Origin of the sequence: Pseudomonas sp. PARCl1 (assembly GCF_947311875.1) — a bacterium.
In the GTDB taxonomy this organism is placed as follows: Bacteria; Pseudomonadota; Gammaproteobacteria; order Pseudomonadales; family Pseudomonadaceae; genus Aquipseudomonas; species Aquipseudomonas juntendi.
This window is the reverse complement of the sequence record NZ_CAMZMX010000035.1, coordinates 32258-44855: the sequence shown is the minus strand read 5'-3', so window position 1 is coordinate 44855 and position 12598 is coordinate 32258. Positions and strand designations below refer to the sequence as shown.

The window sequence follows — 12598 nt, the reverse complement described above, 5'->3', positions numbered from 1 at the left end:
TTTCGTTCGGTTTTCCGAACTATCCTGGTTGCCACGGTCGGAAAACCGATTGTTTGCCCGGGCGGGCTCGCTGCAGGAACCCAGGTTGGGGCTATGGGTGTACCTCAGCCTCTGGCTGGAGGGCTGGTTGACTCGGCGCCCTTGTCGCTGGAGCTGAACCGATGACCGAGCCATTGTTTCCCGCTGAATCGATCAATACCCTGATTGCCCGGCGCCTGCCTGCATGGCTGGTGGCCCATGGCAATGTCGACTGGCTGCTTGCCTTGCGCCGCGCGCTGCACGCCCAGGAAGAAGCGACCCATTCATTGCACCGAATCCTGCAAGCCATTCCGGCACTGGATGAGTTCGCAGCTACCCGTTTGAACCAGGTATTGAACCGTGCCGACCTGACGATCGCGGACTTGCGCCGCAGCCATGTGGGTATCGAGCGCACCGTTATATTGCCGCCGATGGCGCCGGGGTGGCCCATTCGCCGGCACATGCAACGATCTTCCACGCCGTTGCTGGCGGCGGTACTGCACAATTTCCATATCGTCGACACGCGCCCTTCGCCCAGCCGCCGGGGCTGGCTACTGGACGCAAAGGGCGAGCACGTGCCGGTGGGTTACGAGGTATTCGCCGGGCGCTGCCGCGAGGCCGATGTGGGCGGGCACTACCAGGCTATCCTGCGGCAGTGCCTGGCGCCGGACGATGCCCCAGGTGCTGCACCTGGCTCGGCCAAGGCCGCTGTACACCGGTGTTTCGAGGAAAACGCCCGCGCCGACCTGGAAGTGGCAGTGCGCTGCGCATTGCTCAAAGGTGACTTGGACGAGAACAGCTACCGTTTGCTATCGCCCTGTTTTACCGCGTTACCCATGGTGCCGGCGGTGCCGGGTGAGGTCGCACCACGCCAGTTGTACCTGCTGGGCAAATGTGTGCGCGGCGTGGTGACACTGGAGCTGCGGCCGGCGGTGGGTGCGGACTTGCAGGGTGTATGCGTCTGGGTACCGAATGACCCGCAGTCGCCGGTTCGCGTCTATCGGTCCTGGGAAGAGGTGTTCCGGGCGTTGGCCCGGCGCCTGACGACGGCACCCTACCGCCGGTTCTTCAGCCGCTTCATCAGCGAGCGCGACCGGGTTTGCTTTCAGCAGCTGCTCGAGGAGCGGATAGAGGCAAGTGCGGCGCACCAGGTGCCTGAGCTCGATGGCAGGCACCTGGCCATCGACACATCGCTGTTCAGCCATCTGCGTGGGTTGCAGATAGACAAACTGCTCGATGATGCCCACGTGCTGGCCGTACCTACCGCAGACCTCGATGAACATGAGCGCGATGCTCGGCTGCACGCCTATCGGGAACTGGGCCTGAACCTCTTGAACCTGGCAGGCATGTTCGTTCCGGTGCTGGGCGAGGGCTTGTTGGCCTACACGGCGGTGGAGTTGGCCGGGGAAGTGTACGAAGGCTACCAGGACTGGCACTCTGGAGTTCTGCGAGCGACATGAGGCTGTGCGTGTGCGCCTGTTCGCTGAAGCCGGTGGCCCAAGGACGTGTGAAGACCGGCTGCTGTTGACGTTGGAGCAGCTTGAGCTGGGTGTAATGGTGGAGCGCGCGGTAGGCGGTGAGCCGGCGGGGCTGGAGGGGCGTTTATGGCGTCTGGGGCGTTCGCTTTGGCGCCTGGACGAAGTCGACCGGCTTGCCGCGCGCCACATCGAGCGCCTGCGTGCGCAGCGTACGGTTGGCGTGGATGAGGTCGAGACCCGGCTGTACTACCGGCTCAAGTTGAGCGCCACCCTTGACCTGCCCATCGAGCACGATGAGATGCACTACCCAGGGTTTGCCCATGTCACCAGCAGCGACCTGCTGCGTGCTCGCGACCAGATTCTGGCAAACGAGACACCTGAGCAAGTGATTGGCTCCCTGGCGCAGCGGCCGTTCTGGGAGGTCCATGCCCGCGAGCGCCACCCGGCGCGCTTCGAGCACGCACTGCAACCGCTCAATGAGCGGATGGAAAGCCTCGAAGAGCAGGTAAGCCAGGGGCAGATCGACGACTGGACCTTCGCCCTGCGTTGCAAGGCCCTCAAGTACGAATACGAGCAGGCCGAGCGACGCTTGCTGCTAACCCTGGCGCAGGAGCTGCACAGCAGGCTTTGAGCCTGCGCAGCAGCGCCGCATCACGCGGCGTTGCCCTGGGCAAGCCCGACTCGGGTTTGTTGCAGGTAGTTTTCCAGGGCCAGGCGTTCTGCTGCATGGGTGAACAGGCCCAATTTGGTGCGGCGCCACAGGATGTCGTCGGCGGTCGTCGCCCACTCAGCCTCGCAAAGGTAGTCAACTTCGCGAGCGAATAGCCCACCGCCAATGGCCTGGCCGAGGTCATCCGGGCCATTCACGCCGTCGAGCAGTTGCCAGACACGGTTGCCATAGGTATTCGCCCAGCGTTTGGCGATATCCATCGGCAGCCAGCCATGGCGGGCCAACAGTTGCTCCAGCAGCGCTTGTGCGGTGGTCATGTGTTCGCCACCCGGCAGGGGGGCGGTGGCCGTCCAGCTGCCTCGCATCTGGCTGAAGAAGGGCTTCAGCTCGGCCATCGCCGATTCCGCCAGCTTGCGGTAGGTGGTCAGTTTACCGCCGAATACTGACAGCAGCGGGGCCTGACCGACCTCTGCCGACAGCGCCAGCGTGTAGTCGCGGGTGACGGCCGACGGGTTGTCCGACTCGTCGTTGCACAGCGGACGTACCCCGGAATAGGTATTCAGGATGTCGGCCTGGCTCAGCTGATGGTTGAAATGGGCGTTGACCACGTTGAGCAGGTACTGGGTTTCCTGGTCGGTAATGGCGACTTTCGCCGGGTCGCCGCTGTACTCCCGGTCGGTGGTGCCGATCAGGGTAAAGCGCTCCAGGTAAGGTATGCAGAAGACAATGCGCTGGTCTTCGTTCTGCAGGATATAGGCGTGTTCGCCTTCATACAGGCGCGGCACGATCAGGTGGCTGCCCTGGATCAGGCGAATACCATAGGGCGCATCGAGCTTGAGGTCGTCCTTGATGAAACTGGCCACCCAAGGGCCGGCAGCATTGACCAGGGCGCGTGCCCGAATGCGCTGTTGCTTGCCGTCGGCATGCAGCAGGTCTACCTGCCACAGGCCATCTACACGCTCGGCGCGCAGGCAGCGGGTGCGGGTCAGAATGTGAGCACCGTGTTCACGGGCGGCCATGGCATTGAGCACCACCAGGCGGGCATCGTCGACTGCACAGTCGGCGTACTCGAAACCACGGGTGATCTGCGGTTTGAACGGGTAGCCCGGGCCAAAGCGCAGGCTGCGCGAGGCGCCCAGGCGCTTGCGCTTGCCCAGGTGGTCATACAGGAACAGGCCAGCGCGAATCATCCAGGCCGGGCGCAGGTGCGGGCGGTGTGGCAGCACGAAACGCATGGGCTTGACGATGTGTGGCGCCTTGGCCAGCAGCACTTCACGTTCAGCCAGCGCTTCGCGTACCAGGCGAAACTCGTAGTGCTCAAGGTAGCGCAGGCCGCCGTGGATCAGTTTGCTGCTGGCCGATGAGGTGTGCTGGGCCAGGTCGTCCCTTTCGCACAGGAACACCTTGAGGCCCCGGCCAGCGGCATCGGCGGCAATGCCGACACCATTGATGCCACCGCCGATTACGGCAATGTCGTAGCAGTCGGCGAGTGCTGGCTGGGACGAAACGGACTGGGACACGGGCAAGGCCTCCTGAAACTGTTCATATCGAATATGAACATTAATGTTCGTTTTCGAAAATACTAGCGCAACAGCAGGGCGCTTGCCAGTCAGTTTTCATAGAAAAAACTGATCACATGGCAAGTAAATGAACATTAACGAAAATGCGCTTGAACCCTTCGCGCACCGAGTCGCCCGCAGATCGCGCAGCGCTCGATCTGAGGGCGTTACAGCCCGACGGCCGGTGGGGCGTTTACACCACTTCGATGCGGATCTTGTACTGGTTGAGCAGTTGAGTCAGGGCGGGGGCGGGGGCCTGGTCGGTCACCAGGCAATCCACCAGGCTGATCGAACCCAGGCGCACCATGGCGTTGCGCCCGAACTTGCTGGAGTCGGCGGCGAGGATAACCTGGCGGGCATTGGTGATGATGGCCTGGGACACCCGCACTTCCTGGTAGTCGAAGTCGAGCAGGCTGCCGTCCTCGTCAATGCCACTGATCCCTACCAGGGCGAAATCGACCTTGAACTGGTTGATGAAATCGACGCTGGCCTGGCCGACCACGCCGCCATCGCGGCGCACCGTGCCGCCTGCCACCAGCACCTCGAAATCATCCTTGGCCGCGAGAATGGCGGCCACATGCAGGTTGTTGGTGATGACTTTCAGGTGGTTGTGATTGAGCAGGGCCCGGGCGATGGATTCGGTGGTGGTACCTATGTTGATGAACACCGAGGCATGGTCGGGTATTTGCCTGGCCACGGCCTCGGCGATGCGTTGCTTTTCGTCGCGCATCTGGTCGGCACGCATGGCGTAGGCGGTATTTTCGACGCTCGAATCGTAAGCGGCACCCCCGTGGTAGCGGCGCAGCAGGTTGAGTTCGGCTAACTGGTTGATGTCACGGCGGATGGTTTGTGGCGTCACGACGAACAGCTGCGCCATTTCCTCGATACTGACATAACCGCGCTCTCGCACCAGTTCGAGGATTTGTTGTTGGCGTGGGGGCAGATTCATGGGCGGTCCTTTGGGGCTGCCGGACAAATTCTGCAATGATGCCGTAGGACGGAGACTACGGCCAGTGGGCTATGACGCATCGGCCCGGGCTGCGAACCGCGATCCGCGATCCCATGGCGGGACCGCGGCATCGCTGAGGGTGCCTCAGGCGTCGTGATCTTCCCAATCGCGGGTGCGATCGACGGCCTTCTTCCAGCCGGCATACAGCTTTTCTTTCTGCGCTTCATCCAACTGCGGGCTGAACTCGCGTTCGATGATGGCCTTGTCGCGCAACTCGTCCAGGCCGCACCAGAAGCCACAGGCCAGGCCCGCCAGGTATGCTGCGCCGAGGGCTGTGGTTTCACGCATCTTCGGGCGTTCCACGCAGGTGCCGAGGATGTCTGCCTGGAACTGCATGAGGAAGTTGTTGGCCACTGCGCCACCGTCTACGCGCAGTTCGGACAGGCGCTGGCCGCAGTCCTGTTGCATGGCGTCGAGCACGTCGCGGGTCTGGTAGGCAATCGACTCGAGGGCCGCACGAATGATGTGGTCCACCTTCACGCCGCGGGTCAGGCCAAACAGCGCGCCACGGGCATAGGGATCCCAGTACGGTGCACCCAGTCCGGTAAACGCCGGCACCAGGTACACGCCATTGCTGTCCTTGACCTTGCTGGCGAAGTACTCGGTATCCAGTGCGTCGTTGACGATCTTCAGCTCGTCACGCAGCCACTGCACGGTGGAGCCGCCATTGAACACGGCGCCTTCCAATGCATAGGCCACTTCGCCCCGTGGCCCGCAGGCAATGGTGGTGAGCAGGCCATGGGAAGACTTCACGGCCTGGCTGCCGGTGTTCATCAGCAGGAAGCAGCCGGTGCCGTAGGTGTTCTTGGCCTGGCCCGGTGCCACGCACATCTGGCCGAACAGGGCCGACTGCTGGTCACCGGCGATACCGGCGATGGCGATGCCGCTCTTGGTGTGGCCGTACACTTCCGACGACGGCCGCACCTCAGGCAGCATCTGCCGCGGGATGCCCAGGATCTCCAGCAGTTTGTCGTCCCACTGCAGGCTGTGGATGTTGAACATCAGCGTGCGCGAGGCATTGGTGTAGTCGGTGACATGGACCTTGCCACCGGAAAATTTCCAGATCAGCCAGGTATCGATGGTGCCGAACAGCAATTCGCCACGTTCGGCCCTTTCACGGGCGCCTTCGACGTTGTCGAGGATCCATTTCAGCTTGGTGCCGGAAAAGTACGGGTCGGTGACCAGGCCCGTGGTTTCGCGAATGTAGTCTTCATGGCCATCGCGCTTGAGCTGGGCGCAGATCTCGGTGCTGCGGCGGCACTGCCAGACGATGGCGTTGTATACCGGGCGCCCGGTTTCCTTGTCCCATACAACAGTGGTCTCGCGCTGGTTGGTGATGCCCAGCGCGGCAACCTGCGCATGGCTGATGCCCGCCTGGGCCAAGGCTTCGACCATGGTCGCGCTTTGGGTGGCGAAGATCTCCATCGGGTCGTGTTCGACCCAGCCCGCCTGCGGGTAGTGCTGGGCGAACTCGCGCTGGGAGGTACCCACCACGTTGGCGTCACGATCGAAAATGATCGCTCGCGAACTGGTGGTGCCCTGGTCCAGGGCGATGATGTAGTTCTTGTCCTGGGTGTCTGTCATGGTCGTAGGCCTTGCAAGAATAGGGGGTCAGGGCTGTATGTGATGCCGCGATCAACTGGCTTGAGTATCGCCCTGGCGGTTGTCATTTGTCTCAGGGTGCGCCGCAGTTGCAACAGGCAAGTTGCGGGCGATCAGGCCCCGATAGGCCGCGGCGCCCACGCAGGCGCCAACGATCGGCGCGAAGATCGGCACCAGGAAGTAAGGAATGCTTCGCCCACCTGTAAAGGCAATTTCGCCCCAGCCCGCCAGGAATGTCATGAGCTTTGGACCGAAATCACGGGCCGGGTTCATCGCGAACCCGGTCAACGGGCCCATGGCGCTGCCGATCACGGCGATCAGCAGGCCGATCAGCAGCGGCGCCACGGCACCGCGCGGCAGGCCATTGTTGTCGTCGGTCAGGGCCATGATCACCGCCATCAAAATAGCGGTGATCACCACTTCGACCAGAAAAGCCTGGCCGGTGGAGAGCGAGGGGTGCGGGTAGGTGGAGAACACCGACGCCAGCTCCAGGCTGGCTTCGCTTCCGCGTAGCATGGCGTGCGCCTGTTCGAAATCGAAGAACAGGTTGCTGTACAAGGTGTAGACCAGTGCTGCACCACAGAATGCGCCGCACACCTGGGCCAGCATGTAGAAAGGCAGCTTGCGCTTGTCGAAACCGGCGAACAGGGTGAGGGCGATGCTCACGGCCGGGTTCAGGTGCGCGCCGGAAATGCCGGCGCTGAGGTAGATGGCCATGCTTACCCCGACACCCCAGATGATACTGATTTCCCACAGGCCGAAGCTGGCGCCGGCGACCTTGAGCGCGGCGACGCAGCCGGTGCCGAAGAATATCAGCAAGCCCGTGCCGAGAAATTCGGCCAGGCATTGGCTGGACAGCGTGGGTTGGTGTAGAGCAGTCGTCATGTATGACCTCGTTGTTTTTGTTGTGAGGCGCTTGGCGCTCGACAGCAAAGCTCGGCGTCCATCCCCATTGATACCGAGCAGGGAAGTGCACCTTTAACGTGCACCACGTATTCAGAAACGAAAAAATATAGACAAGAAACGCTGATGTCAAAGGTCGAAAGTGAACGACCAGTCACGAAATGGCCGCTAAAATCGGTTTCGGATGCCCGTGCCAGAGCTGCGCGTTTGCGGTGCGCTGGCTGCCATGTGGGAATTGTCCTAAAGTAGCCGCCGAGCCGTCCCAGACCGGAGCCCCTGCATGACCCCCGCCCTAGACCTGTTGAAGAAGCATCGTGCCGAGCATCGCGTGCACAGTTACGAACACGACCCCAAGTCGGCGTCTTATGGGCTGGAGGCGGCAGAGAAGCTTGGGCTGGACCCGCAGCAGGTATTCAAGACGTTGCTGGCGAGCAGCGAGAAAGGCGAGTTGCTGGTGGCGGTGGTGCCAGTGGGAGGCACCCTGGACCTCAAGGCCCTGGCCCATGCTGCCGGGGTGAAGAAGTGCGAGATGGCCGACCCGGCGGCGGCGCAGCGCGCTACGGGCTACTTGGTGGGTGGAATCAGCCCCCTGGGGCAAAAGAAACGCCTGCGCACCTTCATTGATGAATCGGCGCAGAACTTTGCCACCATACATGTCAGTGCCGGACGGCGAGGGCTGGAGGTGGAGTTGGCGGCCGCCGTGCTGGCCGAGCATACCCAAGGTAAATTTGCCGGCATTGGCAGGGGCTGAGAAGTTGGGGCGGCCTTGCAGCCCCAATACGCTGTATCAGGTCGCCGAGCTGTAGCGACGAACCCCGTTCTCCAGGGGGGGCAACTGCGCTGCAACGCTACCGGGTGCCGGGAACAGCACCAGGTGGTCGGCTTTTACCGCAATGCCGACATCGTCACCCACCTGCTGATCGTCATGGCTGGGGAAGATCGCTTCCAGCTGGCTGCCAGTCGGCAACTGCAGGCGGTACAAGGTCGAGGCGCCGAGGAAGCTCTTGCCGACTATTTTGGCCTGCAGGGGGCTGCCTGGTGCATGCACGATATCGTCCGGGCGTAGCAACACATCCACCGAGCTGCCCGGGGCCATGATGTAGGCGCGGTTACCCCGCAACTCGCCCAGTTCGGTGCTGACCGCTTCGTGGCTGACCATCTGGCCACGAATGAAATAGCCCTGGCCGATGAAGCTGGCAACGAACGGTGTCTGTGGCTCGTGGTACAGATTGTAGGGTGTGTCCCACTGTTCCAGGCGGCCCTCCTTGAACACCCCGACCTGGTCGCTGACGGCAAACGCTTCCTCCTGGTCATGGGTGACCAGAACCGCACTGGTGCCGCGGCTTTTGAGAATGTCACGCACCTCATGGCTCAGCCGCCGGCGCAGTTCCACGTCGAGGTTGGAGAACGGCTCGTCGAGCAGTAGCAACTGGGGCTCGGGAGCCAGCGCACGGGCCAGCGCGACCCGTTGTTGCTGGCCGCCAGACAGCTCGTGCGGGTAACGCCCGCCCAGGCCAGCCAGCTTGACCAGTTCGAGCATTTCTTCGATGACTGCCGCCTGGCGGGGGTGCTTGGCAATGCCGAAGGCTATGTTCTGCGCCACGGTCAGGTGCGGGAACAGCGCGTAGTCCTGAAACACCATGCCGATGCGGCGCTTTTCCGGGGCCAGGGTGAAACCGGCTCGGGAAATCACTTCGCCAGCCAGCTGGATCTCGCCATCGTGCACCGGCTCGAAGCCGGCGATGGCGCGCAGGGTGGTGGTTTTGCCGCAACCCGATGAACCCAGCAGGCAACCGATGTCGCCTGCGTTCAGGTGCAGGTTGAGGTTCTGGACGATGCGCTGGTCGCCGTAGCCGCAGGCGAGGTTGCGCAGGTTGAGCAGTAAGGGTTGACTCATGCGTGGTGGTAAGCCGGTTCGACAAGGAATTCGAGGAGGGCCTTCTGTGCATGCAGGCGATTTTCAGCCTGGTCCCAAGCGACGGACCGAGGGTCGTCGAGCAGGTCATGGCTGATTTCCTCGCCACGGTGGGCAGGCAGGCAGTGCATGAACAGGGCGTCGGGTGCCGCCAGGTCGAGCAGTTCGCGGGTGACCTGGTAAGGCGCAAAGTGCGCCAGGCGCCGTGCAGTTTCCTCCTCCTGGCCCATGGAAGTCCAGACGTCCGTGGTCACCAGGTGGGCACCGCTTACGGCTTGCTTGGGGTCGCGCACGATTTGCACGTGGTCACCGCCAATGGCCATGAAGCGTGGGTCAGGCTCGTAACCTTCCGGGCAAGCGATACGCAACTGGAAGTCAAACTGCCTGGCCGCCTCGATGTAGGAGTTGCACATGTTGAAGCCGTCGCCGATCCAGGCCACGGTCTTGCCTTGAATGGTGCCGCGGTGTTCGAGGAAGGTTTGCATGTCGGCCAGCAACTGGCACGGGTGCGACTCGTCGGACAGCGCGTTGATCACCGGCACGCGCGAGTTGGCGGCGAATTCGGTGAGGGTGCTGTGGGCATGGGTGCGGATCATGACCACGTCGAGCATGCTCGACAACACGATGGCGCTGTCGCCAATCGGCTCGCCACGGCCCAGCTGGGTATCGCGCGGCGACAGGAAGATGGCCTGACCGCCGAGTTGGATCATGCCGGCTTCGAACGACACACGGGTACGGGTCGAGGACTTCTCGAAAATCATGCCCAGCACGCGGTTTTTCAGCGGCTCGAACAGCACGCCTCGCTTGCGCAGGTCCTTCAGCTCGATGCCGCGGCGGATCACCCCGAGCAATTCGTCGGTGGTGAAGTCCAGCAGGGAGAGAAAGTGCCTAGCGCTCATGATTGACTACCTTATCTGCAACAGTATGCAGGTCGACCGTATGGTTTTTTTGACAACGGGAGTGACCTGCGGCGTAAGCCGCACGGGGGCGGACGAAAAAGGGAAAGGCGCAATACTATAAGTAAATGTCGCCTAAAGCCAAGAGGGGAAACAGCAGCCCGCCTGCAAAGAAGTTGCAAGGCGTGCCTCTACCCATTGGGCTGTGCTGTTTTTTATTTGCTACAGCAGGTTGTACACGGCTTGCTGGCAATTTGGCAAATGGCTGTCGCAAATCGTGCCACTGATGTCGGTGGATTCACGCGGCGAAGCGCGCTGGCCGGGGTAGGGTGCGGGGCGCATAGTTTCAGCTCGTTCACTACCCAACAACAAGGCAGAGGCGGCCATGACCAAGACCCTGCATCACCGTGCGTGTCACCTGTGCGAAGCGATCTGCGGGCTCAACATCGAAATCAGCCATGACGACGCGGGGCGGGCGCAGATCAGCTCGATCAAGGGCGACCCCCTCGACCCGTTCAGCCGCGGCCATGTCTGCCCCAAGGCGGTGGCGTTGCAGGATATTCAGAATGACCCGGATCGTTTGCGCCAGCCCCATAAACGGGTAGGGGAGCACTGGCAGGCGATTGAGTGGGATGAAGCGTTTACCCTGGCCGCCGACAGGCTGTGGGCGATCCAGCAGGCCCATGGGCGCAATGCCGTGGCCGTGTACCAGGGCAATCCCAGCGTGCACAACTACGGGTTGATGACCCACAGCAATTATTTCCTCGGCCTGCTGAAAACCCGCAACCGTTTCTCTGCCACATCGGTGGACCAATTGCCGCAGCACCTGGTCAGCCACCTGATGTACGGGCATGGCTTGCTATTGCCGATCCCGGATATCGACCATACCGATTTCATGTTGATTCTCGGCGGCAACCCGCTGGCCTCCAACGGCAGCATCATGACGGTGCCCGACGTGGAGAAGCGGCTCAAGGCCCTGCGCGCGCGCGGTGGGCGCCTGGTGGTGGTGGACCCGCGGCGCAGCGAAACGGCGGCCATGGCCGACCGCCATCTGTTCGTTCGCCCCGGGGGCGATGCGGCGCTGTTGTGCGGCCTGCTCAGCACGCTGTTCGACGAGGGCCTGACGCGGCGCTCGCACGTGCCGGTCAATGGTCTGCAGCAGGTTCGCGCGGCACTGGCGCCTCTCAGCGCCGAGGCCATGAGCGCGCTGTGTGGCATCGAGGCGGCCGAGATCCGGCAGTTGGCACGGGATTTCGCCGCCGCCGACAAGGCGGTGTGCTACGGGCGCATGGGCGTGTCGACGCAAACCTTCGGCACCCTGTGCCATTGGCTGGTGCAACTGATCAACCTGGTGACCGGCAACCTCGACCGTGCCGGCGGGGCGTTGTGTACGGAGCCGGCCGTCGACCTGGTCGCAACCACCTCGGGTGGGCATTTCAATGCCTGGCAGAGCCGGGTATCGGGGTTGCCCGAATACGGCGGTGAGCTGCCGGTGGCGGCCCTCGCCGAAGAAATGCTGACGCCCGGCGAGGGGCAGGTGCATGCCCTGGTGACGGTGGCCGGCAACCCTGTGCTGTCCACGCCCAACGGTCGCCAGCTGGACGCTGCGCTGGAGGGGTTGCAGTTCATGCTCAGCATCGACCTCTACATCAACGAGACCACACGCCATGCCGACTTGATCCTGCCCTCGACCTCGGCGTTGGAAAATGATCACTACGACAGCACATTCAACCTGTTGGCCGTGCGCAACATCACGCGCTTCAACCGGGCGATCCTGGCCAAGCCGCAGGGCGCCTTGCATGACTGGGAAATTTTCGTCGGGCTGGCGCAGGCCTATGCCAGGCGTGCCGGGCTGGAGATCAAGCCGACCGTGGCGCCCGCACAGATGATCGACCTGGCCCTGCGCAAAGGCCGCTACGGCGAGGCAACCGCCTGGCAGCTATCCCTGGCCAAGCTCGATGAGCACCCGCATGGCCTCGACCTTGGCCCGTTGCGCGCCAACCTCGAGGCTCGCCTGGCCACTGCCAGCAAGGCGATCGAAGCGGCGCCCCAGGTGCTGCTGGACGATTTGCAGCGGCTGGCTCGGCAAGCACCGCCAGCGCCGAACGAATTGTTGTTGATCGGGCGCCGCCACGTGCGCAGCAACAACTCATGGATGCACAACTTTCATCGACTGGTCAAAGGCAAGCCCCGGCACCAGTTGTTGATGCACCCCCACGATCTGCAGCAGCGGCAACTGCAGGATGGCCAGCGGGTGCGGATTCGCTCGCGCACCGGTGCCCTGGAAGTCGAGGTACTGGCTTGCGAGGACATGATGCCCGGTGTGGTCAGCTTGCCCCATGGGTTCGGGCATGGCCGGCAGGGCGTACACCTGCAGGTCGCCCAGGCGCAGCCTGGCGTGAGTGCCAATGACCTGACCGACGAGCGCTTGCGTGATCAGGTGTCGGGCAATGCGGCGCTCAATGGCGTCCCTGTGCAGGTCGAGGCCGCTTGAGCGATGGTAAGGCCGAGCATGCTGCTCGGCTTTCCGTTACAATGCCTCACCGTG

General features: G+C 62.8%; 10 protein-coding genes. 4 read left to right on the top strand and 6 right to left on the bottom strand.

Annotated features, from left to right (window positions below; genetic code table 11):
* Window positions 1–161 precede the first annotated feature (161 nt).
* Both QME24_RS17755 and QME24_RS17750 read left to right on the top strand, forming a co-directional pair.
* A complete protein-coding gene (locus QME24_RS17755; protein ID WP_054904047.1) occupies window positions 162–1478 on the top strand; it encodes a DUF6543 domain-containing protein in 1317 nt (438 codons plus the stop codon).
* A gap of 10 nt (window positions 1479–1488) precedes the next feature.
* Window positions 1489–2127 carry an NEL-type E3 ubiquitin ligase domain-containing protein gene (locus QME24_RS17750; protein WP_054904048.1) on the top strand — a complete coding sequence of 213 codons (639 nt, stop codon included), beginning with the start codon at window positions 1489–1491 and terminating at the stop codon, window positions 2125–2127.
* Window positions 2128–2147: 20 nt separating this feature from the next.
* Here QME24_RS17750 and glpD read toward each other — a convergent pair whose 3' ends face one another.
* The 4 genes from glpD to QME24_RS17730 all read right to left on the bottom strand — a co-directional run bounded on the left by glpD (window position 2148) and on the right by QME24_RS17730 (window position 7221).
* The gene (gene glpD / locus QME24_RS17745; protein ID WP_280091581.1) at window positions 2148–3686 is read right to left on the bottom strand and encodes a glycerol-3-phosphate dehydrogenase; all 1539 of its coding nucleotides are present in this window, start codon (window positions 3684–3686) and stop codon (window positions 2148–2150) included.
* Window positions 3687–3918: 232 nt separating this feature from the next.
* Window positions 3919–4674: a DNA-binding transcriptional repressor GlpR gene (glpR, locus tag QME24_RS17740; RefSeq protein WP_009684548.1), complete on the bottom strand. Its 756-nt coding sequence runs from the start codon at window positions 4672–4674 to the stop codon at window positions 3919–3921.
* A gap of 144 nt (window positions 4675–4818) precedes the next feature.
* Window positions 4819–6318, bottom strand: a complete 1500-nt coding sequence (gene glpK, locus QME24_RS17735; protein WP_054904050.1) for a glycerol kinase GlpK — start codon at window positions 6316–6318, stop codon at window positions 4819–4821.
* Between the two features lie 51 nt (window positions 6319–6369).
* Entirely contained in the window at window positions 6370–7221 is an 852-nt protein-coding gene (locus QME24_RS17730; RefSeq protein ID WP_054904051.1) for an MIP/aquaporin family protein, read from the bottom strand.
* Window positions 7222–7519: 298 nt separating this feature from the next.
* Between QME24_RS17730 and ybaK the strand changes: the two genes are divergently transcribed.
* Window positions 7520–7990 carry a Cys-tRNA(Pro) deacylase gene (gene ybaK, locus QME24_RS17725; RefSeq protein ID WP_054904052.1) on the top strand — a complete coding sequence of 157 codons (471 nt, stop codon included), beginning with the start codon at window positions 7520–7522 and terminating at the stop codon, window positions 7988–7990.
* Window positions 7991–8026: 36 nt separating this feature from the next.
* On the opposite strand, the gene QME24_RS17720 is transcribed toward ybaK, so the two are convergent.
* Together QME24_RS17720 and argF are read right to left on the bottom strand one after the other, a co-directional pair.
* Complete coding sequence (locus tag QME24_RS17720; protein WP_054904053.1) at window positions 8027–9136, bottom strand: ABC transporter ATP-binding protein; 1110 nt, start codon at window positions 9134–9136, stop codon at window positions 8027–8029.
* The gene (argF, locus tag QME24_RS17715) at window positions 9133–10053 is read right to left on the bottom strand and encodes an ornithine carbamoyltransferase (protein WP_009684553.1); all 921 of its coding nucleotides are present in this window, start codon (window positions 10051–10053) and stop codon (window positions 9133–9135) included. The genes QME24_RS17720 and argF overlap by 4 nt, the downstream gene beginning before the upstream one ends.
* Window positions 10054–10435: 382 nt before the next feature.
* On the opposite strand from argF, the gene QME24_RS17710 reads away from it, so the two are divergent.
* Window positions 10436–12544 carry a molybdopterin oxidoreductase family protein gene (locus QME24_RS17710; RefSeq protein ID WP_054904055.1) on the top strand — a complete coding sequence of 703 codons (2109 nt, stop codon included), beginning with the start codon at window positions 10436–10438 and terminating at the stop codon, window positions 12542–12544.
* Window positions 12545–12598: the final 54 nt, after the last annotated feature.